Here is a 24,988-nt window from a genome sequence, read left to right on the forward strand (position 1 = left end):
GCGCCAAGCCATATTTCCCGGCCCACAATTAGCACTCTCGCACCACGATTGCTAAGAGCGTCGGGCGTCCTGCCCAGCGCCGACCGGGTCGGCATCCAACGCCGGTCCCGATGAACCGGACCTGAAACCGAGCCTCCAAGAGGGAACGTCATGGCTAAATCCACCTTCCGCCCCCTGCACGACCGCGTCGTGGTCAAGCGTATCGATGCCGAGGAGAAATCCAAGGGCGGCATCATCATTCCGGACTCGGCCAAGGAGAAGCCGTCCCAGGGCGAGATCGTCGCCGTCGGCCCGGGTGGCCGCGACGAGGCCGGCAAGCTGATCCCGATCGACCTCAAGGTCGGCGACCGCGTGCTGTTCGGCAAATGGTCGGGCACCGAGGTCAAGCTCGACAACCAGGAGCTCCTGATCATGAAGGAGTCCGACATCATGGGCGTGCTGGCGTAAGCGCCATTCAACTGCGCGGCCGCACCACTCGCATCGTCATACCCGGACTTGATCCGGGCATCCATCACACTTCCGAAGAGTTCTTACCAAGGCGATGGATCGCCGGGTCAAGCCCGGCGATGACGAGCGCGGAAACGGCAAGCGCGTCTCTCAAAACTGACAGGAGTTCAAATCAATGGCTGCCAAGGACGTAAAATTCGCCGGAGATGCCCGCGACCGCATGCTGCGCGGTGTCGACGTGCTCGCCAACGCCGTGAAGGTGACGCTCGGCCCCAAGGGCCGCAACGTCGTCATCGAGAAGAGCTTCGGCGCTCCCCGCATCACCAAGGACGGCGTCACCGTCGCCAAGGAGATCGAGCTCGACGACAAGTTCGAGAACATGGGCGCGCAGATGCTGCGCGAGGTCGCTTCCAAGACCAACGACACCGCCGGTGACGGCACCACCACCGCGACCGTGCTGGCGCAGGCCATCGTCCGCGAGGGCGCCAAGTCGGTCGCCGCCGGCATGAACCCGATGGACCTCAAGCGCGGCATCGACACGGCAGTATCGGCCGTGATCAAGGACATCGAGAAGCGCGCCAAGCCGGTCGCCTCCTCGTCCGAAGTCGCCCAGGTCGGCACCATCTCGGCCAATGGCGATGCCGCGATCGGCAAGATGATCGCGCAGGCAATGCAGAAGGTCGGCAACGAGGGCGTGATCACCGTCGAGGAGAACAAGTCGCTCGAGACCGAGGTCGACATCGTCGAGGGCATGAAGTTCGACCGCGGCTACCTCAGCCCCTACTTCATCACCAACGCCGAGAAGATGACCGCCGAGCTCGAGGATGCCTACATCCTGCTGCACGAGAAGAAGCTGTCCGGTCTGCAGTCCATGCTGCCGGTGCTGGAAGCCGTGGTGCAGTCGGGCCGTCCGCTCTTGATCCTCGCCGAGGACGTCGAGGGTGAGGCGCTGGCGACCCTGGTCGTCAACCGCCTGCGCGGCGGGCTCAAGGTCGCCGCCGTCAAGGCGCCGGGCTTCGGCGATCGCCGCAAGGCGATGCTGGAGGACATCGCGATCCTGACCGGCGGTCAGCTGATCTCCGACGACCTCGGCATGAAGCTCGAGAACGTCACGGTGAACATGCTCGGCCGCGCCGGCAAGATCGTGATCGACAAGGAGAACACCACGATCGTCAAGGGCGCCGGCAAGAAGAAGGACATCGACGCCCGCGTTGGCCAGATCAAGGCGCAGATCGAGGAGACCACCTCGGACTACGACCGCGAGAAGCTGCAGGAGCGCCTCGCCAAGCTCGCCGGCGGCGTTGCGGTGATCAAGGTCGGCGGCGCGACCGAGGTCGAGGTCAAGGAGAAGAAGGACCGTGTCGAGGACGCGCTGAACGCGACCCGCGCCGCGGTGCAGGAAGGCATCGTGCCGGGCGGCGGCGTGGCGCTGCTGCGCGCCAAGAAGGCGGTCGGCCGGCTCACCAACCCGAATGCCGACGTCCAGGCCGGCATCAACATCGTGCTCAAGGCGCTCGAAGCTCCGGTCCGCCAGATCTCGGAGAACGCCGGTGTCGAGGGCTCGATCGTGGTCGGCAAGATCCTCGAGAACAAGTCGGAGACCTTCGGCTTCGACGCGCAGACCGAGGACTATGTCGACATGGTCGACAAGGGCATCATCGACCCCGCCAAGGTGGTGCGCACCGCCTTGCAGGACGCCTCCTCGGTGGCCGGTCTGCTCGTGACCACCGAGGCCATGGTCGCCGAACTGCCGAAGGATGCAGCGCCGGCAATGCCGGGCGGCGGCGGCATGGGTGGAATGGGCGGCATGGGCGGCTTCTAAGCCTCCCACATCCCCATCGAGATCGAAGGCCGCCTCCGGGCGGCCTTCTTTTTTTGCAGTTTGATTACGATCGGGATGCAAGGATCATCGCATGTCCCGCGACGCCAAATCACTGACGTTGACGCTCGTGCTGTTCTACGCGATCGGCGCCGTGCTCGCGGTCGGCGCCTATGCCCTGGACAGCATCGATGATCTTGCGGTCGTCTTGATGTTCTGGCTCAGGCAAACGCTGACGTTCGTCGTCCTCGGCGCGGGTTATGGCGTCTATTACGTCATTTCCGGTTCTGCCGGTCATCGTCCGAAAGCGCCGCTGCGGTTTCTGGACATATCGTTTCTGGCCGCTGCCGCCACGCTCGGTGTTGGCATGCTCGTGCACAGTTGAGCGATCCTTGACGCGACGGCCTGACAGTCCGTTACGCGACGCAGATGTCGGACACCGCCACCTTCTGGAACAGGTGCGGCGAGGCTACCGCCGAGGCCGGATAGGCCGAGAGCTTGGCCCTGAACTCGGGGTTCATGAAGGCGGCGCGGAAGGCGGCGGTCGATTCCCAGACCGCGTAGTTCAGATAGGCCGGGCTCTCGCCGAGCGCGCGGTGCAGCTGGGTGGAGATGAAGCCCGGCTGCCGCTTCATGATGGCGGCGTCGTCCTGCCAGGCCTTGAGAAACGTGTCCTCGTCGGCCGCATCGAGCGTGAAGAGGTTGACGAGCACGACGTTGCTGGCATCGACCGCGAGCTGGCGGTCGATCGGGAAAGCGGGGTCCAGGGGGCGCATCTGCGGCATGGTTGGCTCCGTTCGATATGGTGTTACGATGTCATTCCGTACTGATGGATACATACAAAAATTGACATTATGATGTCAATACGTTTATATGGTGACAAATGCCGAATGCAAAACGAACGCCGGCGGGCGAAGCCCTGAGCACCCTGATTCCCGACCTGTTCAGGCTCAACAGCCTGCTGTTCACATCAGGCGACCGGCTGGTGGCCGGGCTCGGGCTGACCAGCGCGCGCTGGCAGATCCTCGGCGCCATCGTCGCCACAGAGCGCCCGCAACCGGTCGCATGGCTGGCGCGCGACCTCGGCGCTGCCCGACAGAACGTGCAGCGGATCGTCAACGACCTCGAACGGGACGGGCTCGTCGCCTTCGAAACCAACCCGCATCACCGCCGCGCCCAGCTCGTCGTGCTGACCGCCAAGGGGCGGCAAAGCTTCGACGCGGCCATGCGCCTGCAGCTGCCTTGGGTGAACGGCCTCGCCGACGGGCTGTCGATGAAGGACCTCGAAACCGTGAGCCGGGTCGTGACGGTGCTGCGCGGCCGACTGGAGGGCGGCGAGGAACCTGACGAACGCACATGACCGCGATCGCGGCGCGCGGCCGCCGTTAGGCGGCCTTCTTTTTTGGCCAATGACATGGAGGTTTGCTAGTTACGACGGAACCGATTCTGCCCTTCGAGGACTTATCGTATGCGCGCGCTCCCGCTCCTGCTGCTCGGTCTTGCCGTCACCTCGGCGCCTGCCCTCGCCCAGATGAAGCTGCAATCGAAGGCGGCTCCCGCCAATGGCCCCGAGACGCGCTATTTCACCTCGATCGACGGCCTGATGGACGGCAATGCCGACGTCGTGCTGAAAGAAACCCGCCAGGGCAAGACCGTGACCGCGGCCGTGCTCGACGTCTGCTATCCCGCCGACAAGAGCTCCGACCGCAAGGACCGCTTCGTCGCCAACCTGACCGTCAGCGGCCAGACGCTTTCCGGCACCGCCCAGAGCGTCGCCGACAAGCAGCCGGTCACCGTCAAACTGAACCGCAAGCAAACCGGCGACGGTTTTGAGTTCCGCGGCCAGATCACGATCGGCCAGACCGTGACCGAGGTCGCCTCGACGGACAATTCCGATCTCAGCGAGAAGGAATTCCAGGACAACCAGGCCACCGAGGACGGCATCACGCCGCAGCCGAAGGATTTCACTGACGTTTCGCCGGAATCGATCGGTGTGCGGGTGAAGCTCGATGCGGCGGCGGATTTCCTCAAGAGCCTAAAAGGCGAGGCCGTCGAGATCGGCACCTCCAGCCTTGCGGTGACCTGCGATGCGATGCGCTCCGGCGAGCAGACCATCAACCTCACCGTCGATCCCGAGCACGCCGGCGCGCTGCTCGCCAAGGCGAAATCCGCGCCCGGCGTGACCGCGGCCGGCTGGACCAGCGGGGTGGTCGAAATGGACCGCACCATCCGCTTTGCTGCCGCCGATTGGCGCGAGGGCGACAAGGTCAACAAGGACAAGCTGGCATCGGCGATCGCGGGCGTGCTGGCGAAGACGCTTGCCGCAAAGCCCGCCTCGGCGACGTGGAACGCGAACACCGGCAAGCTCAAGCTGGTGCTGAAGCGGCCCAGCACGATTTACCCGGCGCTCGGCCTCACCCAGAATTACGAGGTCACTGCCCTGGTCTCGCCCGACAAGCCCGGAAGCTCTGACCGGCTGATGCTGTGGGTCTCGAGCCCCACGGTCTCGACATCGGACGACAGCGCCGGCGCCAAGCTCAATCTGTCCGACGATTCCAGCAGCGACGAGGAAGGCAGCGAGACCAGGGACGACAACGGCGCGATCGACGCGCTGCTCAAGGAGTTCAAGGGCCAGCGCTGGGACGCCGACAAGTCGGTGTGGCGGTAAGGCCGCCGCTGTCGTGAGTTAAGCCGCCCTCGTCTTCAGCGGCACGACGTTGTCGCGCACCGCCTTCGGGGTGGCGTCCGGACCGGACTGAAGCATCCCGTCGCTTCTGACGAACAATTCAGAACGAGGCTCGATCGCAGCGCGATCGAGCAGCGCCCGCAGCTCGGGACGAAGTCCGTCGCCACGCAGCGCGGCGATCGCATCGAAGTTGCGCATGATGTTCTCCTGAGTGATCGCGAACAGGTTTTCGCGCGTGTGTTGCGCGGGCCACCCGCTTCCCGATAGCGCGACGACGTTTGAGAAGCGGCGCTAAGCGCCATATCGACAAAGCGGAATCTCGCCCGAAAGCCGGCTGCACGCCCGATCTGGAATCGGGTGGTGCGAGACACGCCTCCAAATGTTCACTGCGCGCATCGAGAGAACGCCGGTCGCGATACCGGCAACGCGCAAATGGAGACGAAGAGATGTCAGAGGAAAACAAGAACGTCGTAGGCCGGTGGTTCAAGGAGTTCTGGGGCACCCCCTGGAATCCGCGCATCATCAACGAGCTCGCCACAGCAGACATTGTCGTGCATTACCCGATGCACGAACCGAAGAAGGGCCGCGCCGCGGTCACGCAATTCATGACCGAATTTCGCGAAGCCTTTCCGGATCTCAATTTTTGGGGCGTCGGCGATCTCGTCGCGGAAGGCGATCTCGTCGTCGGCCGCTGGGAAGGCGGCGGCACGCACACAGGACCTGCGTTCAGCGACTTCCGCCTCGGCTCACTTCCCGCGGCCTCCGGCCGCAAGATGACGTTCGCCGGCACCACCGTGCTGCGCGTGCAGGACGGACGGATCGCCGAGGAGCTCGGGCAGGAAGATGCGATCACAGCCATGCTGCAGCTCGGCCTCATTCGTTTGCCCGAAAACGACGGAGCCGCGTCGCGGCCGGGCGGCGAGCTGCCCGCCGGCTGGAACAACATGGCGGGATATCCGGAGGGGCCGCGCTGAGCACGGCCGGAGTGCATGGCTCCATCGACAATCGCATGCATTATGTATGATGACCCGAACGCGTTTGCTGCGCGTTCGGGTAACGCAATCGATCGGCGCGGTGAACTTGAAGGTCTCTAAGCCGCAGGCTTGCTGGAGGCATTCCAATATTGCTGCGCCGGCATCGTATCTCCCGATGCAGTGCCGGCGCGGTCTCGCCGCCGCAATTTGCGTCAAGACGGGAAGATCAGGCACGTCGTCGTGCCGTGGGCGAGCAGCCGGCCCTGCTCGTCGGTGACCCTGCCTTCGGCGGTGCCGATGCGGCGGCCGCAATTGAGCACATTGCCTTCCGCTCTGATCGGACCGGTGTCGGGCGTGATCGGACGCACCAGCGAGATCTTGAACTCGAGCGTGGTCTGGCTGGTGCCGGCATCGAGCGTCGACTGCACGGCAAGCCCCATGCAGCTGTCGAGCAGCGTCGCGGTGAGGCCGCCATGCACGGTGCCCGCCGGATTGAGATGCGCATCGGTCGGCACCAGCGTGACGACAACGCGGCCGCGCTCGGCTTCGGCGACGTCATAACCGAGTGTCCGCGCGATGGTGTTGAGCGGCAATGCGCCGCTGGCGAGGCCCTGCACGAATGCGAGGCCGCTCATCTTAAGCTTCTGTTCCGCACTGACGGTGCCGTAGCTCTTGGCCATTGCCGATCTCCATCGGGGTTTATTGGATCGCGACGGTTGGCCGCTTGCACCGCAGCGACGCGGCGGAGCGGCCGTAGAGTTTAGCGAATGCGGCATTCATGCGCCGCGCGCTGGAGAAGCCGGCGTGCTGCGCCACCAACGCAAGCGGCAGCTCGCTGCCGTCGATCAAGCGCTTGGCGCGCTGCACGCGCAGCGACAGCGCGACCTGGAGCGGCGAGGCATCGAGATGCTCGGCGAACAGACGCGACAGATGCCGCGCGCCGACGCCGAGCCGCCCCGCCAACGCCTCGACATTGCCGCGGTCGAGCGCGCCCTCCTCGATCAGCGCCAGGGCACGCTCGACGGTGGTCCTGGTGCCCTTCCAGGCCGGGCAGAACGGCGCCGCCTCGGGACGGCAGCGCAGGCAGGGCCGGAAGCCAGCACGCTCGGCCGACGCCGCGCTGCCATAGAACCGCACATTGCGCGCGAGCGGCGTGCGCGCCCGGCAGACCGGGCGGCAATACACACCGGTGGTCTTGACCGCGACGAACACGACGCCGTCCCAGGCCGGGTCGCGGCGCTGAAAGGCTGCATATTGTGCGGCGAAATCGAGCATGCGACCGCTATAGCCCCGCCCGCGCGCCGCGACGACCCGCTTTGCGGAGACGACGTCCGGAAACGACCGCTGCATGCGGAAAATACCCGGGCATCTACGGGGGCCTGCGACCAAAAGACTTCGTGCCGCCGCAGTTCGGTCACCGAAAATTAAGGCTCGATTTAGTTTCGAGGATCATGCTTCGCGCCATCGAACACAGGTCACGCCATGCAAGACCGCGAGCCGATCAACGCTGCGAGCATCTGGCCGACGGATGTGACGGAGGGTCATTCGCCGGCACCGACGGCGGACCTCTGGGATGTCACCGGCGAGAACCACGACGCCGCCCTGCTGCTGCGGGAGCCGTTTGCCGATCGCATCGGCACCGCGCTCTTGGCAGCGACCGCACTCGCCGCAAGCTTCGTGCTGGGATGGACCGGCGGAGCCAACTGGCACGACCTTGCAGCTCCCGCCCCGGTGCCGGTAGCCCAGAAGGAAGCGCCGGTCCCGCACATTGCGGAGGTGGCGCCGAGCCGAAAGAACGAGGGCCCGCGCCGGGCCGCGTCCAACGCCGACCCCGTCGTCACCGGCAGCATTCCGAGGACCGCGCCGGCCAGCCCGCGTCCGCTCGCCTTGGGCGCCGCGCCGACGACCTTGAATGCACAGGCCGCCGCATTGGGGCCGAAGCAGGCGCCGGCGGCGGCGCCGGAGACGCGGCCGAGCACCATCCCGGGATGGTCGGTGGTCGAAGTCCGCGACGGCACCGCCGTGCTCGAGGGCCCCGAAGGCGTCAAGATGGCCGCGCGCGGCGACGTCGTGCCCGGCCTCGGACGGGTCGATTCGATCGTGCGCTGGGGCAACCGCTGGATCGTCGCCACCGCAAGCGGACTGATCGCAACGCCCTGAGCGTTTTGTCTTGACGCGTTTGCTTGACGCGAACCGCCGTCCGCTTCGCTCGATGACGCTTTAGTTGCTGTTGATCACGAAACGCAGCGACTTGCTGCCGGTGAAGGTCACCTCGTCACCGTGCCGCCGCCAGCCCGTCATGTCGCCGAGCGCCGCCAGCAGATCCTTGTCCGCCTGCGCCCGCTCCGGCGTGCAGGTGCGGTTCTCCATCGCGCCGGGAACGAAGACGATGGTGTTGCCGGCCACCGAAAACTGGCCCTTGCCGCCGTCGCACCACAGCTCGAGGATCACCTCGCCATTGTCGCCGACCTCGATCGAGGGAATCCGCTTGGAGCCCGGCATGCGCGCGGCGTCGAGCGTCATGACGAAGCCGAACGGGAACTCCTCCTCGGCCCGCGCCGGCCCCGCGCCGAGAGCCGCGGCAACCAGCGCCAACGCGGCGATGCCGCCGTTCAAACCTCGCCTCATCGAAATCATGCCAATCCTCGAAATGCGACGCGCAACTGCGGCCCCTTCTATGGGAGCAGAGCGCGATTGGCCAGATTGGCATTGCCGGAAAATGTGCCTGAAAAGCAAATCCCCGCGAGTCGTTCGCTCGCGGGGATCCGTGGTTCGATGGACGCGTCGTGGCGCTATTTCAGCACCAGCATCGTGAACGGATAGACATAGGCCTGCAGGGTCACGAACAGACCGACCAGACACGCCAGCACGATCGAGTGCAGGAACACGTAGCGCAGGATCGAGCCCTCGTGGCCGTACCAGTTGGTCGCGGTCGAGGCGACCACGATCGATTGCGCGTCGATCATCTTGCCCATCACGCCGCCCGAGGAGTTCGCCGCCGCCATCAGGATCGGCGACAGGCCGAGCTGCTCGGAGGTGATCTTCTGCAGATTGCCGAACAGCACGTTCGACGCGGTATCCGATCCGGTCAGCGCCACGCCCAGCCAGCCGAGCAAGGTGCCGAAGAAGGGATAGAGCACGCCGGTCGCCGCGAAGGCGAGGCCGAGCGTGGCGTCGACGCCGGACAGCCGGGTCAGCGTGCCGATCGCCAGCATCGCCGAGATCGTGATCAGCGAGATCGCGCAGATGCGGATGGTGCGGCCATACTCGGCGATCAGCTTGAGCGGCGAGAAGCCCATCAACAGACCCGAGATAATCGCGGCGATCAGCATGCCGGTGCCGGTGAACGACAGATAGGTGAAGCCGAACACGGCGCCTTCCGGCGTCGGCTTGGCGGCCACCGGCGGCACCTTGAAGATCAGCTTGTCGAGCTCGGGGACCGGATAGTTCCAGACGAAGTTGGCGTTCGCCCAGGCCTTGAAGGCACCGTTGCCCCAGATCAGCATCAGGATGCAGACGATGATCCACGGCAGCAGCGCGCTCCACATTTCGCCCTGGGTCAGCGGCGTCTTGTCGAGCGGAGGTGCGGCGGCCATCGTCGCCGCCGATTCATCGCGGCCGCGCAGCGCCGGCGACAGCCAGAGCTGCCGCGGCTGCCAGACCTTCAGGAACAGGATCAGGGCGCCCATCGAGATCAGCGAGGCGCCGATGTCGACGATCCAGGGATTGATGTAGTTCGAGATCACGAATTGCGGGACCGCAAACGACACGCCGGTGACCAGGATCGCCGGCCACACCTCCTTCATGCCGCGCCAGCCGGCAAACGCCCACACCACCCAGAACGGTACGATCAGCGAGAACAGCGGCAGCTGCCGGCCGACCATCGCGCCGAGGATGTAGGGGTCGAGCCCGGTGACCGAGGCGAGGCCCTGGATCGGCGTGCCGAGCGCACCGTAGGCAACGGGTGCCGTGTTGGCGATCAGCGACAGGCCGGACGCGGCGAGCGGCGAGAAGCCGAGCCCGATCAGCACCGCGCCGGTGATCGCGACCGGCGTGCCGAACCCGGAGGCGCCCTCGAAGAAGGCGCCGAACGAGAACGCGATCAACAGCAGCTGCAACCGCCGGTCCTCGGTGACGCCGCCGACCGCGCGCTTGAGCAGCTCGAACTTCCCGCACCTCACCGTGACCTGGTAGAGGAAGATGACGTTGAGCACGATCCAGCCGATCGGGAAGAACCCGGTGATCACGCCGAGCAGGGTGGCGCGGATCGACATGTTGGCCGGCATGGTGAAGACGAAGATCGTGATCAGGTTGGTCACGATCACGGCGATGATGGCCGCAATGTGCGCCTTCACCTTGCCGCTGGCGATCAGCACCAGCAGCGTGACCACGGGAATGGCGGCCGCGACCGTCGACAGCGCCGCATTGCCCAGCGGGTTGTAGATTTGATTCCAGGTGTTCATCTCGGGATCCTTCCCACATTATTATGCAGCGCGCCGGCCTGCATGCGGGCAGGCGCGACTGGTGCGATTGCGGGAGTCCGTCGGAAAATCTGCAGCCCCGGCTCGCGAATGAACGATCGGTAAGGATCGCTCACATCCTCGCGAAAAATCGAAGGTCCCCCGCCCCTCGCCGTTGTCCTCATGCTAGGATTGACTCGATTGCCGGGACAAGCCAACGCTTGCATGCCAGAACTACGACTTTAGTCGAGGACTACCCCGATTGTCCCGATTCTTCAGGCCTTTGCGGCCCCTTCCCCGGAGACGATAATCTGTGAACAACATTCGCTCGACGCTCGCGACGGTGTGGCGCATCGCCTCGCCTTATTTCAACTCCGAGGACAAATGGGCCGGCCGGGGACTGCTTGCGGCGGTCATCGCGATCGAACTGGCGATCGTGGGCATCAACGTTCTGATCACGCAGTGGAACAACCGCTTCTACAACGCGCTGCAGGAACGCAATTGGGATTCCTTCGTCAGCGAGATCATCTATTTCTGCGTCGTCGTCGCGTTCTTCATCCTGCTGGCGGTCTACCAGCTCTACCTCAATCAATGGCTGCAGATCCGCTGGCGGCAATGGATGACCACACACTATCTCGGGGACTGGCTGCATCAGGCCAATCACTACAGGATGCAGCTGCAGGGCGACGCGGCCGACAACCCCGACCAGCGCATGACCGACGACGTCAAGCTGTTCGTCGACCGCACGCTCACGCTCGGCCTCGGCCTGTTGAGCTCGGTCGTCACGCTGGCGTCTTTTCTCACCCTGCTGTGGGGCCTTTCCAATGAGGCACCGCTGCATTTGTTCGGTACGGAATATTCAATTCCCGGCTACCTTGTCTGGTGCGCGCTGATCTACTCGGTGCTCGGCACCGTGCTGACCCATCTGATCGGCTGGCCGCTGGTCGGCATCGATTTCAAGCAGCAGCAATATGAAGCCGATTTCCGCTTCAACCTGGTGCGCGTGCGGGAAAACTCCGAGCAGATCGCGCTGCTGCAGGGCGAACCGGCCGAGCGCGAGCGCCTGCGCGTTCGCTTCGGACGCGTGGTGGAGAACTGGATCGCCCTCATGAACCGGACCAAGAAGATCACCGCGTTCACGGCGAGCTATAATCAGGCCTCGGTGATCTTCCCCTATGTGCTGGTGGCGCCGGCCTACTTTGCGCAAAAGATCCAGCTCGGCGGCATGATGCAGACCGCATCGGCGTTTTCGAACGTCCAGGGCGCGTTCTCGTACTTCGTCAGCATCTATCGTCAACTGGCCGAATGGCAGGCCGTGGTGAACCGGCTCGATGGATTCGAGGCAGGGATCGCGGCGGCATCAAACCTCGCCAAGCGCGACGACCGAATTCATGTCACGGCGACGCCGGGCGACGGCGCCGTCAGCCTGCAGGATCTGGTGCTGCGGCTGCCGGACGGCACGCCGCTGCTGAACGCGGACCGGTTCGGCTTCCGCAAGGGCGAGCGCACGCTGATGACCGGCCCCTCGGGCGCCGGCAAGTCGACACTGTTCCGCGCGATCGCCGGGATCTGGCCGTTCGGCGATGGCGCGGTCGAGATCCCGGCCAATGCCAGCCTGATGATGCTGCCGCAACGTCCCTATCTGCCGATCGGCTCGCTGCATGACGCCGTCGTCTATCCGGGCGAGGCCAGGCAATTCGATGCGGGACGGGTCCGCGAGGTTCTCACCGCCGTCGGACTGCCGCAGCTTGCGTCGCGGCTCGAGGAACAGGCGCACTGGAACCGGATGCTGTCGCTCGGCGAGCAGCAGCGGCTCGGCATCGCGCGGGCGCTGCTGCATGCGCCGCAGTTCCTGTTCCTGGACGAGGCGACGGCCTCGCTCGACGAACCGGCGGAAGCCGCGCTGTACAGGCTGGTTGCCGAGAAGTTGCCCGGCACCACGGTGGTTTCGATCGGCCACCGCTCGACGCTCGACACCTTCCATCAGCGCAATGTCACGCTGGTCCGCGACGGCGACCGCTTCACCCTGCGCGACGCGGTCAAGGTCGCCGCGTCGTAAGCGGCATTAGGGGGCAGCGGCGGCCACGGCTTGCGGCTAACCCCGGCGGGGGCAGCCCACAGGTCTCGCGAGCGCCTTTAGCTATTGTCCGCCCTGTGCCGATTAGACCTATCCGGCCAAAACAAAAAGGGCGGCAGATTGCTCTGCCGCCCCTCGATCCCCGGAGGAGAGATTACTTCAGGTTGGACATCGCGGTCAGGTCGACCGAGAGCTTGGCGATGCCGGCCGCGCCGCACCAGTTGGAGCTCGTGCCACCCGGATTGATCGGGGTGACGGCCGTGGTTCCGCCCGCGGTGAAGTCGCTGGTGAAGGCGCTGCAATCACCCTTCGACATGTCGGTGTCGGAGTAGCGCAGATCGAGCGTGAACACCTTGTAGGTGAAGCCGATGCCGATGTTCCAGGTGTTGTAGTCGGCATACTTGATGCCGTTCGGAAACGCCGGGACGCCGTAGAAGCTGTCGGAGGTGCCGAGCCACTGCCGGCCGAACTCACCCGACACGTACATGCCGACGCCGCTGCTGCCGAACACGGTGCTCGGCGCAGTGTACTTGCCGATGATCGAGGAGTAGTTGCCCCAGGCGCCGGTGTTGAGGAAGTTCGGCGAGTAGTATTCGTTGATGGTGAACGCCCAGTTGTCGTTGATGGTCCAGGTCGCCTTGCCATAGACTTCGAAGAACGACACGTCCTTCTTCATGACGGCGAGGTTGGTGAGGGTGTTGGCCTGGCAATCGGCGCTCAGCGGATTGCCTGCGAAGTCGGCCACGGCACCGCCGCCGTAGTAGCAGGTCCCGCCCGGATACAGGTAACCCCAGACACCGATGTCGAAGGCGAAGGCGCCGAAGGTCGGGCGGATACCGCCGTAGACGTCGACTTCAGCCGCGGCGCGATTAGCGAAGGAGATGCTTTCGGTCGACGTACCGACGTAGAGCTGCAGATCCTTGCTGACGTTGTAGCGCGGCTCGAAATAGGCAGTGACCGACGGATTGTGGTTGGACTGGGTGACGCCGCGGAAGATGTAGTCGCTCATGATGCCAGCGCCAAAGGCGATGTCCCACGGGTCGAACGGAGCCGGCGGCGGCGCCTTGACGGCCTTCACCGCCATGTCAGCTGCCATTGCCGAGCTCGAAATCATTGCTAGCGCCGTTGCTAACAAAGCCAGTTTCTTCATGACGATCCCCATCTAACTTTTCCAGACAGCCCAGCTCCGGTGGCCCCCAGGGCGCGCGCTAACGGACTGCAACTAAATCGCGTGGATCAATCTGAGGCCCGTGCACGGTACCGTGAAGCCAAAAAGACATGCATGTGCCGCCTTTTTAGGCGTTCTAGCCATCTTGCCGCATGTTGACTTGCGGGTGTTGCATTTGCACCACAAGACTGCTGCTCCCGCACCGGTTGAACGGGTCATTCGGACAGGGAAACGGCAACAGTCGGCTCGGCGCGAGAGCGTTCGGTGCGAATCGCCGTGCCCGTAAAAGCACGGATTGTCGTCGCACCTACGGAAGAAGCCGCAGCGTTGCGCGCTGCGGCTTCGATCAGTTGAACCTCGGCAATGTGGCAGCGGCTTAGTGGTGCTCGCCGCCGTCGGCCGACCCCGCAATCCAGCCCGGCGCCGGTTCGTGGCTCGGTGTGGCCCAGCTCGGCGCCGGCTGCGGCTCGGGCGCCGGGGGTACTGCGACCGGAGCGGCCGGCTTCGGCGCGGCAGCCTTCTTCGGAGCAGCGGCCTTCTTCGGCGCGCTCTTCTTGGCAGCGGCTTTCTTCGCAGCCTTCTTCGGCGCAGCCTTCTTGGCGGCTTTCTTTGCCGTTTTCTTTGCAGCTTTCTTGGCCGACTTCTTCGCCGATTTCTTTACAGCCTTCTTGGCGGATTTCTTCGCAGCCTTCTTGGCCGACTTCTTCGCGGACCTCTTCTTCGCCGCTACCACCTTCTTGGCCTTTTTGGCCTTCTTGCTTTTCTTCGCCTTCTTCGACTTCGCCATCGTGGTCCTCCTGTTGCCGCTATCTGAGTCCACCGGGCGCATTGAAGTGATCGCTTGCCGGACGTTGGCTGCACCTCGAAGAGAGGCACCCGGGCATGATGGCCGCGCGATCGCTTCGCGTCTGTGGCAAGGAAGCGCCGGTCCTTCACGTTGCGTCAGGGCAAGGCTGAGGTCCGGATCATGCTCGAGTGGCAGTCGATCAATTCAATCCTGGCCGGGGACCTCCTGTCGCCCAATCGAGAAGCTCAATCGTGTGCACCACAGGAACTGACGTACCGCCGGCAATCTGAACCATGCAGCCAATATTGCCCGCAGCGATCATGTCCGGTTTGACAAGCGCAATATTGGCGACCTTGCGATCGCGCAATCTGCTCGCAATGTCGGGCTGGAGAATGTTGTAGGTCCCCGCCGAACCGCAACACAAATGGCTCTCGGGCACATCTTTCACCACGAATCCATTCTTGGAAAGCAATTCTTTCGGAAGTTGAGTGATTTTCTGTCCATGCTGCAACGAACAAGCCGAGTGATAGGCGACGGTGACGTCGCCTTTCTGCGTTGAAGGCGCGAGCTCGAGGCCAGCGAGATACTCGGTGATATCCTTTGCCAGCGCCGAGATTCGCTTGGCCGGCTCCGCGAATGTTTTGTCCTCGCGCAGCAGGTAGCCGTAGTCTTTGACAACTGTCCCACAGCCCGAGGTCGTCACCAGGATGGCGTTGAGCCCGTTCTGGTCCGCTTCCCTTTGCCACACTGTGATGTTGGCCCGCGCGCGCGCCAGCGCGTCGCCGTCCTGTCCCATGTGATGGGTCAACGCGCCGCAGCATTGCTCGTCCTTGACCAGCACCACCTCGACGCCGTGCCTGGTCAGGACATTGATCGCGGCCTGATTGATGCGTGGCGCCAGCACCTGCTGGGCGCAGCCCTGCAGCAGCGCGACCCGGCCGCGCCGCCGGCCGATCGGCGCAAACACGGTTCCCGCAGCCGGCCCCGGTTGCGGCAGGCCGCGCGGCGCGAGCGCCAGCATCGCCTTGATCCGCCGCAGCAGACCCGGGCTCGACGCACCGACCGATGGCGTCGGCAGCAATGCGGCGAACGGACGGGCGAGCCCGGCCAGGATCATGCTGATCCGGAACAGGCCCGGCCGCGGCAGCACGAGGGCGAGTACCCACCGCAGCAGCCGCTCGGTCAGCGGTCTCTGGTAATCCCGCTCGATCCGGACCCGGGCCTGGTCGACGAGGTGCATATAGTTCACGCCCGACGGACAGGTCGTCATGCAGGCGAGGCACGACAGGCAGCGGTCGATATGCTTGACCACGTCGGCCGTCGGCGGCTTGTCCTTCTCCAGCATCTCCTTGATCAGGTAGATGCGGCCGCGCGGGCTATCGAGCTCGTCGCCGAGCAGCACATAGGTCGGGCAGGTCGCGGTGCAGAAGCCGCAATGCACGCAGGCGCGCAGGATCTTGTCGGCTTCCTTGATGTCGGGATCGGCGAGCTGCGCCAGGGAAAACTCGGTCTTCATGCAGCCCCGCCTCGCATCATCCGGCCGCGGTTGAGGACGGACCTAGGATCGAAGCTCGCCCGGACCCGTTCACCGAGCGCGGCAAGCCCGGCCGCCTGCGGCTGGAACACATCGACCGCCCGGCGTACATCCTCGGCGGCGCGGATCAGGGTGGCGTGTCCGCCGATGGCCTCGACCTGGCCGCGGACCAGCGCGGCCTGGGCGTCGGCGCCCGGCGGCAGCGCGGCCCAGATCAGCCCCCCGCCCCAGTCGTAGATCACGTCGCCGCCAGTGGCGCGCGACAACGCCTGGCCCAGCGCGCCGCCAGAGGCCGGCGGGCAAACGATACGCCACACCGGCCAGGCTGCGAGCGCGCCGTTCGCCGCGAACGGCACCACGTCGCGCAGCGCGCTCCAGATTGCGGCCGACGCATCGTCGGCGAGGCTGTCGACCGTTCCATAGGACGAGAGCGTCTGGCTCAGCGAGGCCGCCCGATGTGCCGCCGACGCCGAAATCCCCTCCAGCCGCACCAGCGTGACCGGATGGCCTGAGGCTGCGAGGCCGGCGAGCGCACCGCCCCCGGTCCGCAACGCCGAACCCGGAAGATGCGCGGCGCCGGAGACGTCGAAGGGCGAACCCAGCGCCGCCGTCATCGCCTTGTTGGCGGTGACGTCGTCGAGCCCGCGCAGCAGCAGCGTCCGTTCGGCTTCCGGCTTCGGCATGACCTTAAGCGTGACCTCGGTCATGACCGCGAGCGTGCCCCAGGAACCGGTCAGCAGCTTGCAGAGATCGTAGCCGGTGACGTTCTTCACCACCCGCCCGCCGGTCTTGAAGCTGTCGCCAAACCCGGACACCGCGTGCGCCCCGAGCAGATGATCCCTGATACCACCGGCCTTGATGCGGCGGGGACCGGCCAGTCCGGCGCCGATCATGCCGCCGATCGTGCCGGCGCCCGCGGTGCCGAGCAGCACAGACGTGTCCATCGGCTCGAAGGCGAATTGCTGGTTCTTGGCGTCGATCAGGGATTGCACGTCGGCGAGCGGCGCGCCGGCCTGCACGGTGATGATCAGTTCGTTCGGCTCATAGGAGGTGACCGCATTCAGCGCCGAGACGTCGAGCAGCGCATTGGTCGCCATCGGATGGCCGATGGCGCGCTTCGATCCATGTCCAATGACCTCAAGCGGCTGCTCGCTGGCAACCGCCGCGCGCACCACTTCCTCGACGTCTTTTGCGTCTCTGACCCTGAGCGTATCCACACGCTAGGCGGTAACGAAATTTCGCGCCGAAATCAAATGCGCACCGAACGAACGTCTGAATGCGGCAAGCCGACCTCGTAATCCCGACGGAAGGGCCCGGCGGCCGGGGCTTGGCGCCATCCGGCAGGCATGGAAACCGCGGTCAGGCTGCCCTACTCGGAACGTCCCGCCAGCTCAAAAATTCGCCGCGCCAGGAGAGTTTGGCCCGAGAGTTCGAAGGGCTCGTCACCTCTGTGGGCGCGCCACCGGCCGTCCCTCCATCCGAGCGCCAGCGCCTTGACCAAATCGAAGAAGCTGACCCGGCCTGATTTGACCCCCCGCTTGAGCGTGTCCGGCATGGTCGACCAGATCAGCTCACACTCGGCATCGCGCTCGATGCGTTCGCTTGCCTCGACGGATCGGTCTTGATCGTTCCATATCTGGCTGGCGCGCATCGCCGGCCCGATCCTGTCGGTCCAGCGGAACGCGTGCTGCTCCCGTTCGGCGTATCCGTGGCGTGCGAGCCACTTCATCGCCGTCGCGTATCCGGGAGGAGGTTCGAACCAGTCGCGCTGGTCCGACAGGACGTCCCGGCTGTAGCCGCCGCAGGCGATGGCGACAAAGGACTGCACGATTTGCACGATACGCGGGTCGCCGTCGCCAATCGAAGCAGCGAGGAAATCCGGCATCTCTGCCGCATTCATCGAAAACACGGCCCTTGTCACGGCGTCGTCGGCTCCGACCGGCTCGACATGCATCACGCCGACGTCGAGCAGCGCCTGCTCGGCGGCCACCCAGTCGCTCGGGCAGGTGCGCGCGATGAAGCCGCCTTTCTGGCCGGCACCATCGCAGCCGGGTCCGGCAAAGAATGCGCAGAGGCTGGCCGCCAGATGACCGCACATACGCCCTTCGAGGCCTCCGATGTCTGTGACCTTGACCATGCCGGAACTGTACGACAGGCGACTTAAGCCGCCGTTAGCGCGATGCTTCCATGCGTCGCAGCGTGGCAAGCGCCGATATCGGGAAAATCGCGTCGTGCGGTCTCTGCTGCAACACTTCGATCATTGCCGAACTGTTTTCACAACATCGACATTTCGATCATCGCCGAACTCGGTTCGCCGAACGATCCACTACCTCTCGCGTTGCGGTTCGGCCGGCAGGACGGTTGGCGCGAATCATCTGGAGGCGAACATGAAACGTTCGGAAGTTTCGACCACGACGATGATCCTCACCCGACGATCGGCCATCGGCTCGTTCGCGATCATGGCGATCGCCGGCGTCTCGCCCTGGGCCGGATCGCAAGCTCGATCGGAGCACAGCAATGGAGGAATGCCAATGAAGCACTATGCGATGAGCACGAGAACCATCAGCGACGCGATCAACACGTCAGGCCTTCTGGTTGTGGCGCAATGGGAAGCCAAGGAGGGACAGGCCGACAAGGTGGCGGAAATCCTCGACGGCTTCCTGCCCGAGGCGCAGAAGGACCCCGGCACCAAGCTGTTCCTGATCGGCCGCGGCAAGGATAATCCGGCGCAATTCCTGTTCTACGAATTGTTCCAGGACGAAGCCGCGTTCAAGGCACACCAGGACAGCGCGGCTTTCAAGACCTACATCGCGGAGCAGGCGCTGCCGCTGCTCGCCAAGCGCGAGCGGTCGCAATACGCGCTGCTGTGAAGAAAAGCGGGGCGGGGAGGATGCTAGAGCGTTTTCGAGCGAAGTGGACCCGGTTCGCGTGAAGAAAACGCGTCAAGACAAGAAGCGAGAGCTTCGGTTCTGATTCAATCAGAACCGAAGCTCGTCCTTCCCGCCGGCGCGGGTCAGATCGACGCGCCGCTGTTGCCGAGCGTTGCGCGCAAGCCGGCCCGCTCGGGCGGCCTGCGCCAGAAGCCGACGATCGAGATCCGCGACAGCACCGCCGCCTCGAGGCTCTCGACCTGGGTTCGGAGCCGAAGCGCGCGTTTCTCGACGAGATGCCAGGACACGACGGCGACGCCGAAGGCGAGCGGCAGGCTGATCAGGAGGTTCAGATACCAGTGCTGGACCGGCGGGCCGAAGGTGGCGACGCATTGCTGGATGACGAAGCCGTAGAGATAAAGCCCGTAGGAGTAATCGCCTGACGAGACGATCCAGCTCCGCCGCGGATTCATCAGGCCGAGATAGCAGGCGACATAGGCGGCCGGCACGGGAGCCAGCGCGTCGCCGCGCCCGGTCGCCATGCCGGCGGCGCACAGCACCAGCGCCAGCAGGCACAGCGTGCGGTTGAACGGCACCTTGTCGCGCCAGAGGTAGAAGCCGACGCCGGCAAGGAAGCAGAACACCAGAAGGTGCGGGCGAAGCTGGATCGGCACCTCGTCCCAGCGCCAGATGTCGTAGACGATGAGCCCGATCTGGGCGATCACCATGAACCCCAGGAACGCCACCCGGTTGAAGCAAATCGTGAGCACGGCGAGCAGCGCCAGGATGACGTAGCACCACAGCTCGTACGGCACGGTCCAGAGCTGGGCGTTCACCAGATCGGGCAGCGGATTGTGCAGGAATACGCCCGGCAGCTCGTAATGGATGTCGCCGACGATATTGAGAAAATAGGCGTGGAATTTCGGATCGGCGACATATTGCGCCAACGGCAGCTCGGTGAAGACCGAGCCGATGATGATTGCCGATAGCGTGGTTTCGACCGCGAGCGCCGGTCCGATCCGCAGCACGCGCAGGCCGAGGAAGGAAATCAGACTCTTGCACCGGAGCAGGCTTGCGGTCACCAGGAAGCCGCTCAGGGCAAAGAACAGCGCGAGGATCATCGCGACGCCGATGCGCAGCGTGCTCTGGATTTCTAGCGCGCGGCCGAGCCCGAGCGTCACGTTCGTGCTGTGCAGGCCAATGATCGACGCCGCCAGCGCGATCCGCATGTAGTCGAAACCCGCGGGCCGATTGCGCGAAAGCGCCAGCTGATCGGCCAGGCTGGGCATCGATGTGCTCCCGAAGACGTGCATCTGCGGAAAATACCGAGCAACAGTCTAAGGCCGTGTAAATGGGTCCGCGCTGTAATTGCAGCGACGCACGGGCGCCGGCCACCGTGCAAGGATCGGTTAAGGTTATCGGCCGGCTAGGGCGATCCGTCGAATTGTATCGACCGGCCCTCGCGCGTTGGTGGCTCTGGGCGCACGCTCACGCATGTTGGCCTCGGGGCCCAATAGCCGACGTGGCTCCTGATGCCTTAGAAGCAGACTTGTTATCGTCATTCGGCAACCATTGATTTGATCGCGGGTCCGCCGGGAGAACCACCACGATGCTCATCAAACTGACGGCCATCGCGCTGCTCGCGATGATCGCGCCGGGACAGGCGCGTGCCGCGATGCTCACCGACGCCGAGACGACGTTCCTCGACCAGCTCGCGACCGCAGCCGCGGTGCTCGAACAACGATGCACCGGCTATGAGGCCAATGGTGCCGGCGGCGTTCAAACGGGCGCCAGACTTCTCGGCAGCCCCGACGCCGCGATGGCCATGATCAATGCGTTCGACGCGGCGATCAAGGCTCACGACGGCAATGACTACGATCCGCGCAAATTCCGCCCCGAGGTGTCCGAAGCGGCCGGCAAGACCTTCAAGCGAGTCCGGGCGGCGTTGATCAGAGACCCGGAAGGGGCCTGCGCCGCCTATGGCGATAGCGGCGCGGCGTCGGGGCTACTCAGACGGTACTAAAGCGCGATGAGATCGGGTTGAATCGTCATCGCGCTTTAGCTCTTTGTTTGACCATGATCTTTTCGGAAAACCGCTTCGCACTTTTCCGGATCATGCTCTAGAACCGCGGGATATCCGGGAAGGCCAGCTTGCCGGCGTGGACATGGACACGGCCGAGCTCGGCGCAGCGGTGCAGGGTCGGAAACACCTTGCCGGGGTTGAGCAGGCCCCCGGCATCGAAAGCGCATTTCAGCCGCTGCTGCTGGTTGAGGTCGATCTCGGTGAACATGTCCGGCATCAGGTCGCGCTTCTCGATGCCGACGCCGTGCTCGCCGGTGAGCACGCCGCCGAGCTCGACGCAGCAGCGCAGGATGTCGGCGCCGAACGCCTCCGCCTTCTCGATCTCGCCCGGCTTGTTGGCATCGTAGAGGATCAAGGGATGCAGATTGCCGTCGCCGGCGTGGAACACATTGGCGACGCCGAGGCCGTATTTCTCCGAGAGGTCGCGGATCCGCGCCAGGGCCTTCGGCAAGGCACCGCGCGGGATGGTGCCGTCCATGCAGAGGTAGTCCGGCGAGATGCGCCCGACCGCGGGGAACGCCGCCTTGCGGCCGGCCCAGAACAGATTGCGCTCGGCCTCCGAGGTCGAGATCTGGCAGGAGGTCGAGCCGCAGCCTTGCGCGATCGCCTCGACCCGCTTGATCAGCTCGTCGACCTCGACCTGGGGGCCGTCGAGCTCGATGATCAACAGCGCCTCGACGTCCAGCGGATAACCGGCGTGAACGAACGCCTCCGCGGCGTGGATCGCGGGCTTGTCCATCATCTCCATGCCGCCCGGGATGATGCCGGCGCCGATGATCCGGGCGACGCATGCGCCGGCCGCCTCGACCTCGGCGAAGCCGACCATCAGCGCGCGCGCCGTCTCCGGCTTCTGCAGGATGCGCACCGTGATCTCCGTGATGACGCCGAGCAGCCCTTCCGAGCCGGTGATAATTCCCATCAGATCATAGCCGGCATTCTCGGCCGACTTGCCGCCGATGCGCAGGATCTCGCCACTCATCAGCACGATCTCGCAGCCGAGCACGTTGTTGGTGGTCATGCCGTATTTCAGGCAGTGCACGCCGCCGGAATTTTCCGCGACATTGCCGCCGATCGAGCAGGCGATCTGCGACGACGGATCGGGCGCGTAGTAGAAGCCGGCATGGGCGACCGCCTGGCTGATCGCGAGGTTGGTGACGCCGGGCTCGGTGACCACGACGCGGTTCTCGAAGTCGATCTCGCGAATCCGCTTGAACTTGCCGAGCCCGAGCAGCACGCCGTCGGCAAGCGGCAGCGCGCCGCCGGACAACGAGGTGCCGGAGCCGCGCGGCACCACCTTGATGCCTTGGCCCTGGCAATATTTGAGCACCTTTGACACCTGCTCGGTGGTATCGGGCAGCACCACGACCATCGGCGGCTGCCGATAGGCGGTCAGGCCGTCGGATTCATAGGCCAGCATCTCGGCGGCGCTGTCGATCACGCCCTCGCCCGGGACGATTGCGCGCAAGGCGGCCACGATTTCGGCGCGGCGAGCGAGGACGGCCTGGTCGGTCGCCGGCATCATGATGGACATCGTTGTTCCCTCGGCTGGGCTTTTGCCCTTCGCCGATTTGTTACGACAAATCAATCACGTCTGCACCTGTTTCAGTGCACCGGCCGAAGGTCGGATTGCCCCACCCCGCAATGGCGAGTTCTCTCTCGGACAAGCGGGCGGCCGCGAAACCTGTCAAAGTTTCGTGGCTTGTCCTGTCCAAGCCGGACATGCCACAAACGATCACTACCTCCCGGGACGAAACGAAGAGAACCCCATGAACCTAAAGACCTTGAGCGCGCTGGCGGTCGTCACATCGCTGGCTTCCGCATCCTCCGCGCTGGCGCAGGATGCCGCCGCCGGCAAGACCTCGTTCAATAAATGCCTCGCCTGCCACGCAATCGGCGAAGGCGCCAAGAACAAGGTCGGCCCCGAGCTCAACGGCCTCGACGGCCGCCATTCCGGCTCCGCGCCGGACTACAATTATTCCGATGCCAACAAGAATTCCGGCATCACCTGGAACAAGGAAACCTTCCTCGAATACATCAAGGATCCGAAGGCCAAGATCCCCGGCACCAAGATGGCATTCGCCGGCATCAAGAACGAGAACGAGGCCAACAACCTCTGGGCCTACGTCTCCTCGTTCGACAAGGACGGCAAGCAGAAGTAATCGGCGGTATCGGTCGCGCCGTCCACCCGGCGCCAATGCCGGGGCGGACGTTAGAACGGGGATGGCCTTTCTTCGAAACGCCATCCCCTTTCAGCGCGGCAACAGATTGGTCTTGGCGAGATCGACCACCTCGTCGCCGCGGCCGCTCATCACCGCGCGCAGCACCCACAGGCTGAATCCCTTTACCTGCTCGAGCGTGATGGTCGGCGGCATCGACAGTTCCTGCGTCGCGGTCACGACGTCGAGCACGGCCGGGCCGTCATGCGCGAGCACGTCGCGGATCGCGCCCTCGAGCTCGCCGGGATCCTCCACCCTGACGCCGTGAATGCCCATGGCGCGGGCCATCGCCGCAAAATCCGGATTCTTCAGATCGACCCCGGTCTCGATGAAGCCGGCGGCCTTCATCTCCAGCGCGACGAAGCCGAGCACGCTGTTGTTGAAGATCACGACCTTCACCGGCAGCTTGGCCTGGGTCAGCGTGATCAAATCGCCCATCAGCATGGCGAAGCCGCCGTCGCCAGACATCGACACCACCTGCCGTCCCGGCTGCGCCGCCTGCACGCCGATCGCATGCGCCATCGCATTGGCCATCGAGCCATGGACCCAGGAGCCGACCAGACGGCGGCGGCCGTTCATTTTCAGATAACGCGCGGCCCAGATCGTCGGCGTGCCGACGTCGGCGGTGAACACCGCATCCTCGCTCGCCTGCTCGCTCAACAGGCGCGCCAGATATTGCGGATGGATCGGCTTCTGGCCCGGCTTGCCGCGGGCGAGATCGTCGAGCCCGGCGCGGGCGTCCTTGTAATGCGCGAGGCTGGCATCGAGATGCTTGCGGTCGGTCTTCACATGGAGCTTCGGCAGCAGCGCGGCGATGGTCTCGCCGACCTCGCCGACGATGCCGAGATCGAGCTTGCAGCGGCGGCCGAGATTTTCGGGGCGGATATCGACCTGCGCGATGTTGATGCCGGTCGGGAAGAACTGCTTGTAGGGAAAATCGGTGCCCAGCATCAGCAGCACGTCGCAGCCGTGCATGGCGGCATAGCCGGAGGAAAAGCCGATGAAGCCGGTCATGCCGACGTCATAGGGGTTGTCGTATTCGACATATTCCTTGCCGCCGAGCGCGTGCACGATCGGGCTCTTCAGCGTCTCGGCAAGCTTGATCAAGCCGTCATGCGCACCGGCGCAGCCGCGGCCGCAGAACAGCGTGACACGTCGCGCGCCGTTGAGCAGTGCCGCCAGCGCGTTCAACTCGGTGTCGGCCGGACGCACCACCGGCGCCGGCGGCAGCAAGCCGGCATTCGGCGCGATGTCGCGCTTCGGCGCCGTCCGCATCGCGACGTCGCCCGGCAGCACCAATACGGCGACGCCGCGCTTGCCGACCGCGGCGCGGATCGCGTTCTCCAGCATGTAGGGCAGTTGCGCCGGATCCGACACCAGTTCGCAATAATGGCTGCATTCGCGAAACAGGTCCTGCGGATGCGTCTCCTGGAAATATCCGCCGCCGATCTCGGCCGACGGGATCTGCGCCGCGATCGCCAGCACCGGCGTGCGGCTGCGATGCGCGTCGAACAGGCCGTTGATGAGGTGCAGATTGCCCGGGCCGCAGGAGCCCGCGCACACCGCGAGCGCGCCCGTGATCTGGGATTCGGCGGCGGCGGCGAACGCGGCCACCTCCTCGTGACGCACATGCAGCCAATCGATCGTGCCGCGCTTGCGCAACGCCTCGGTCAGGCCGTTGAGGCTGTCGCCGACGACACCGTAGATGCGTTTGACGCCGGCCTGGGCAAGGGTTTCAGCGATGAGGTCGGCAATGTTGTCGATCCGCATGAGAGGTGTCCTTTGCTGCAATCCGAAACCGCGTGGGCCGCATGATGTTCGGCGCCACGCGGCGGCGCAAGCCTTGCCGGATCACATTCGCGCGGCG

Annotated in this window: 25 protein-coding genes; 11 read left to right on the plus strand and 14 right to left on the minus strand. The window is 64.9% G+C overall.

Features of this window, described 5'->3' with window-relative positions:
• Positions 1-150 precede the first annotated feature (150 nt).
• The 3 genes from ACVIYL_RS02485 (at position 151) to ACVIYL_RS02495 (ending at position 2,651) form a co-directional block, all read left to right on the plus strand.
• Positions 151-447, plus strand: coding sequence for a co-chaperone GroES (locus ACVIYL_RS02485; protein WP_018269780.1), 297 nt, complete (start codon positions 151-153; stop codon positions 445-447).
• A 175-nt stretch (positions 448-622) separates the two neighbouring features.
• Complete coding sequence (gene groL / locus ACVIYL_RS02490; protein WP_157344563.1) at positions 623-2,269, plus strand: chaperonin GroEL; 1,647 nt, start codon at positions 623-625, stop codon at positions 2,267-2,269.
• 91 nt (positions 2,270-2,360) lie between these two features.
• Positions 2,361-2,651, plus strand: a complete 291-nt coding sequence (locus ACVIYL_RS02495; protein ID WP_253604287.1) for a hypothetical protein — start codon at positions 2,361-2,363, stop codon at positions 2,649-2,651.
• Between the two features lie 31 nt (positions 2,652-2,682).
• Here ACVIYL_RS02495 and ACVIYL_RS02500 read toward each other — a convergent pair whose 3' ends face one another.
• Complete coding sequence (locus ACVIYL_RS02500; protein WP_253604289.1) at positions 2,683-3,051, minus strand: antibiotic biosynthesis monooxygenase family protein; 369 nt, start codon at positions 3,049-3,051, stop codon at positions 2,683-2,685.
• 98 nt (positions 3,052-3,149) lie between these two features.
• Between ACVIYL_RS02500 and ACVIYL_RS02505 the strand changes: the two genes are divergently transcribed.
• On the plus strand, positions 3,150-3,626 hold the full coding sequence (locus ACVIYL_RS02505; protein ID WP_057018090.1) for a MarR family winged helix-turn-helix transcriptional regulator: 477 nt from the start codon (positions 3,150-3,152) through the stop codon (positions 3,624-3,626).
• Positions 3,627-3,734: 108 nt separating this feature from the next.
• On the plus strand, positions 3,735-4,934 hold the full coding sequence (locus tag ACVIYL_RS02510) for a hypothetical protein (RefSeq protein ID WP_456777643.1): 1,200 nt from the start codon (positions 3,735-3,737) through the stop codon (positions 4,932-4,934).
• A gap of 18 nt (positions 4,935-4,952) precedes the next feature.
• Here ACVIYL_RS02510 and ACVIYL_RS02515 read toward each other — a convergent pair whose 3' ends face one another.
• Positions 4,953-5,150 (minus strand): hypothetical protein, encoded by a 198-nt coding sequence (locus tag ACVIYL_RS02515; RefSeq protein ID WP_304498743.1) that lies wholly within the window; start codon positions 5,148-5,150, stop codon positions 4,953-4,955.
• 248 nt (positions 5,151-5,398) lie between these two features.
• Here ACVIYL_RS02515 and ACVIYL_RS02520 point away from each other — a divergent pair, with 248 nt between their 5' ends.
• Positions 5,399-5,926 carry an ester cyclase gene (locus ACVIYL_RS02520; RefSeq protein WP_456777644.1) on the plus strand — a complete coding sequence of 176 codons (528 nt, stop codon included), beginning with the start codon at positions 5,399-5,401 and terminating at the stop codon, positions 5,924-5,926.
• Between the two features lie 212 nt (positions 5,927-6,138).
• On the opposite strand, the gene ACVIYL_RS02525 is transcribed toward ACVIYL_RS02520, so the two are convergent.
• Both ACVIYL_RS02525 and ACVIYL_RS02530 read right to left on the minus strand, forming a co-directional pair.
• Positions 6,139-6,606 carry a PaaI family thioesterase gene (locus ACVIYL_RS02525; protein WP_057018094.1) on the minus strand — a complete coding sequence of 156 codons (468 nt, stop codon included), beginning with the start codon at positions 6,604-6,606 and terminating at the stop codon, positions 6,139-6,141.
• Positions 6,607-6,625: 19 nt separating this feature from the next.
• Positions 6,626-7,201, minus strand: coding sequence for a bifunctional transcriptional activator/DNA repair enzyme AdaA (locus ACVIYL_RS02530; protein WP_456781770.1), 576 nt, complete (start codon positions 7,199-7,201; stop codon positions 6,626-6,628).
• Positions 7,202-7,408: 207 nt separating this feature from the next.
• Here ACVIYL_RS02530 and ACVIYL_RS02535 point away from each other — a divergent pair, with 207 nt between their 5' ends.
• Positions 7,409-8,086: a hypothetical protein gene (locus tag ACVIYL_RS02535; RefSeq protein WP_456777645.1), complete on the plus strand. Its 678-nt coding sequence runs from the start codon at positions 7,409-7,411 to the stop codon at positions 8,084-8,086.
• Positions 8,087-8,146: 60 nt separating this feature from the next.
• Here ACVIYL_RS02535 and ACVIYL_RS02540 read toward each other — a convergent pair whose 3' ends face one another.
• Both ACVIYL_RS02540 and ACVIYL_RS02545 read right to left on the minus strand, forming a co-directional pair.
• Positions 8,147-8,563 carry an META domain-containing protein gene (locus ACVIYL_RS02540; RefSeq protein ID WP_438077719.1) on the minus strand — a complete coding sequence of 139 codons (417 nt, stop codon included), beginning with the start codon at positions 8,561-8,563 and terminating at the stop codon, positions 8,147-8,149.
• A gap of 155 nt (positions 8,564-8,718) precedes the next feature.
• Positions 8,719-10,389 (minus strand): L-lactate permease, encoded by a 1,671-nt coding sequence (locus tag ACVIYL_RS02545; RefSeq protein ID WP_038380167.1) that lies wholly within the window; start codon positions 10,387-10,389, stop codon positions 8,719-8,721.
• Between the two features lie 310 nt (positions 10,390-10,699).
• Here ACVIYL_RS02545 and ACVIYL_RS02550 point away from each other — a divergent pair, with 310 nt between their 5' ends.
• Entirely contained in the window at positions 10,700-12,445 is a 1,746-nt protein-coding gene (locus ACVIYL_RS02550; protein WP_310879632.1) for an ABC transporter ATP-binding protein/permease, read from the plus strand.
• A 172-nt stretch (positions 12,446-12,617) separates the two neighbouring features.
• On the opposite strand, the gene ACVIYL_RS02555 is transcribed toward ACVIYL_RS02550, so the two are convergent.
• From ACVIYL_RS02555 to ACVIYL_RS02575, 5 genes are all read right to left on the minus strand, one after another.
• Positions 12,618-13,613: a TorF family putative porin gene (locus ACVIYL_RS02555; RefSeq protein WP_057018099.1), complete on the minus strand. Its 996-nt coding sequence runs from the start codon at positions 13,611-13,613 to the stop codon at positions 12,618-12,620.
• Between the two features lie 394 nt (positions 13,614-14,007).
• Positions 14,008-14,418: a histone gene (locus ACVIYL_RS02560; protein ID WP_456777646.1), complete on the minus strand. Its 411-nt coding sequence runs from the start codon at positions 14,416-14,418 to the stop codon at positions 14,008-14,010.
• Positions 14,419-14,617: 199 nt separating this feature from the next.
• Positions 14,618-15,934, minus strand: a complete 1,317-nt coding sequence (gene glcF / locus ACVIYL_RS02565) for a glycolate oxidase subunit GlcF (RefSeq protein WP_456777647.1) — start codon at positions 15,932-15,934, stop codon at positions 14,618-14,620.
• Positions 15,931-17,169 (minus strand): FAD-binding protein, encoded by a 1,239-nt coding sequence (locus ACVIYL_RS02570; RefSeq protein WP_456777648.1) that lies wholly within the window; start codon positions 17,167-17,169, stop codon positions 15,931-15,933. The genes glcF and ACVIYL_RS02570 overlap by 4 nt, the downstream gene beginning before the upstream one ends.
• A 152-nt stretch (positions 17,170-17,321) precedes the next feature.
• Positions 17,322-17,942 carry a hypothetical protein gene (locus ACVIYL_RS02575; RefSeq protein ID WP_253636008.1) on the minus strand — a complete coding sequence of 207 codons (621 nt, stop codon included), beginning with the start codon at positions 17,940-17,942 and terminating at the stop codon, positions 17,322-17,324.
• Positions 17,943-18,339: 397 nt separating this feature from the next.
• Between ACVIYL_RS02575 and ACVIYL_RS02580 the strand changes: the two genes are divergently transcribed.
• The gene (locus ACVIYL_RS02580) at positions 18,340-18,822 is read left to right on the plus strand and encodes a putative quinol monooxygenase (RefSeq protein WP_225162242.1); all 483 of its coding nucleotides are present in this window, start codon (positions 18,340-18,342) and stop codon (positions 18,820-18,822) included.
• Positions 18,823-18,965: 143 nt separating this feature from the next.
• On the opposite strand, the gene ACVIYL_RS02585 is transcribed toward ACVIYL_RS02580, so the two are convergent.
• Entirely contained in the window at positions 18,966-20,111 is a 1,146-nt protein-coding gene (locus ACVIYL_RS02585; RefSeq protein ID WP_456777649.1) for an acyltransferase family protein, read from the minus strand.
• 320 nt (positions 20,112-20,431) lie between these two features.
• On the opposite strand from ACVIYL_RS02585, the gene ACVIYL_RS02590 reads away from it, so the two are divergent.
• Positions 20,432-20,845, plus strand: coding sequence for a hypothetical protein (locus ACVIYL_RS02590; protein ID WP_310883275.1), 414 nt, complete (start codon positions 20,432-20,434; stop codon positions 20,843-20,845).
• Positions 20,846-20,942: 97 nt separating this feature from the next.
• On the opposite strand, the gene ACVIYL_RS02595 is transcribed toward ACVIYL_RS02590, so the two are convergent.
• The gene (locus tag ACVIYL_RS02595) at positions 20,943-22,436 is read right to left on the minus strand and encodes an FAD-linked oxidase C-terminal domain-containing protein (protein ID WP_456777650.1); all 1,494 of its coding nucleotides are present in this window, start codon (positions 22,434-22,436) and stop codon (positions 20,943-20,945) included.
• Positions 22,437-22,671: 235 nt separating this feature from the next.
• Here ACVIYL_RS02595 and cycA point away from each other — a divergent pair, with 235 nt between their 5' ends.
• Entirely contained in the window at positions 22,672-23,064 is a 393-nt protein-coding gene (cycA, locus tag ACVIYL_RS02600; protein WP_018269764.1) for a cytochrome c-550 CycA, read from the plus strand.
• 90 nt (positions 23,065-23,154) lie between these two features.
• On the opposite strand, the gene poxB is transcribed toward cycA, so the two are convergent.
• Positions 23,155-24,891 (minus strand): ubiquinone-dependent pyruvate dehydrogenase, encoded by a 1,737-nt coding sequence (gene poxB / locus ACVIYL_RS02605; RefSeq protein WP_456777651.1) that lies wholly within the window; start codon positions 24,889-24,891, stop codon positions 23,155-23,157.
• Between the last annotated feature and the right edge of the window lie 97 nt (positions 24,892-24,988).

It is taken from the genome of Bradyrhizobium sp. USDA 3315 (genome assembly GCF_054056795.1).

Excerpts from the sequence above, each read along its gene's own strand:
- ACVIYL_RS02485 (WP_018269780.1), top strand. The coding sequence starts at position 151 with ATGGCTAAATCCACCTTCCGCCCCCTGCACGACCGCGTCGTGGTCAAG.
- groL (WP_157344563.1), top strand. The coding sequence starts at position 623 with ATGGCTGCCAAGGACGTAAAATTCGCCGGAGATGCCCGCGACCGCATG.
- ACVIYL_RS02495 (WP_253604287.1), top strand. The coding sequence starts at position 2,361 with ATGTCCCGCGACGCCAAATCACTGACGTTGACGCTCGTGCTGTTCTAC.
- ACVIYL_RS02500 (WP_253604289.1), bottom strand. The coding sequence starts at position 3,051 with ATGCCGCAGATGCGCCCCCTGGACCCCGCTTTCCCGATCGACCGCCAG.
- ACVIYL_RS02505 (WP_057018090.1), top strand. The coding sequence starts at position 3,150 with ATGCCGAATGCAAAACGAACGCCGGCGGGCGAAGCCCTGAGCACCCTG.
- ACVIYL_RS02510 (WP_456777643.1), top strand. The coding sequence starts at position 3,735 with ATGCGCGCGCTCCCGCTCCTGCTGCTCGGTCTTGCCGTCACCTCGGCG.
- ACVIYL_RS02515 (WP_304498743.1), bottom strand. The coding sequence starts at position 5,150 with ATGCGCAACTTCGATGCGATCGCCGCGCTGCGTGGCGACGGACTTCGT.
- ACVIYL_RS02520 (WP_456777644.1), top strand. The coding sequence starts at position 5,399 with ATGTCAGAGGAAAACAAGAACGTCGTAGGCCGGTGGTTCAAGGAGTTC.
- ACVIYL_RS02525 (WP_057018094.1), bottom strand. The coding sequence starts at position 6,606 with ATGGCCAAGAGCTACGGCACCGTCAGTGCGGAACAGAAGCTTAAGATG.
- ACVIYL_RS02530 (WP_456781770.1), bottom strand. The coding sequence starts at position 7,201 with ATGCTCGATTTCGCCGCACAATATGCAGCCTTTCAGCGCCGCGACCCG.
- ACVIYL_RS02535 (WP_456777645.1), top strand. The coding sequence starts at position 7,409 with ATGCAAGACCGCGAGCCGATCAACGCTGCGAGCATCTGGCCGACGGAT.
- ACVIYL_RS02540 (WP_438077719.1), bottom strand. The coding sequence starts at position 8,563 with ATGATTTCGATGAGGCGAGGTTTGAACGGCGGCATCGCCGCGTTGGCG.
- ACVIYL_RS02545 (WP_038380167.1), bottom strand. The coding sequence starts at position 10,389 with ATGAACACCTGGAATCAAATCTACAACCCGCTGGGCAATGCGGCGCTG.
- ACVIYL_RS02555 (WP_057018099.1), bottom strand. The coding sequence starts at position 13,613 with ATGAAGAAACTGGCTTTGTTAGCAACGGCGCTAGCAATGATTTCGAGC.
- ACVIYL_RS02560 (WP_456777646.1), bottom strand. The coding sequence starts at position 14,418 with ATGGCGAAGTCGAAGAAGGCGAAGAAAAGCAAGAAGGCCAAAAAGGCC.
- glcF (WP_456777647.1), bottom strand. The coding sequence starts at position 15,934 with ATGAAGACCGAGTTTTCCCTGGCGCAGCTCGCCGATCCCGACATCAAG.
- ACVIYL_RS02580 (WP_225162242.1), top strand. The coding sequence starts at position 18,340 with ATGAAACGTTCGGAAGTTTCGACCACGACGATGATCCTCACCCGACGA.
- ACVIYL_RS02585 (WP_456777649.1), bottom strand. The coding sequence starts at position 20,111 with ATGCCCAGCCTGGCCGATCAGCTGGCGCTTTCGCGCAATCGGCCCGCG.
- ACVIYL_RS02590 (WP_310883275.1), top strand. The coding sequence starts at position 20,432 with ATGCTCATCAAACTGACGGCCATCGCGCTGCTCGCGATGATCGCGCCG.
- ACVIYL_RS02595 (WP_456777650.1), bottom strand. The coding sequence starts at position 22,436 with ATGTCCATCATGATGCCGGCGACCGACCAGGCCGTCCTCGCTCGCCGC.
- cycA (WP_018269764.1), top strand. The coding sequence starts at position 22,672 with ATGAACCTAAAGACCTTGAGCGCGCTGGCGGTCGTCACATCGCTGGCT.
- poxB (WP_456777651.1), bottom strand. The coding sequence starts at position 24,891 with ATGCGGATCGACAACATTGCCGACCTCATCGCTGAAACCCTTGCCCAG.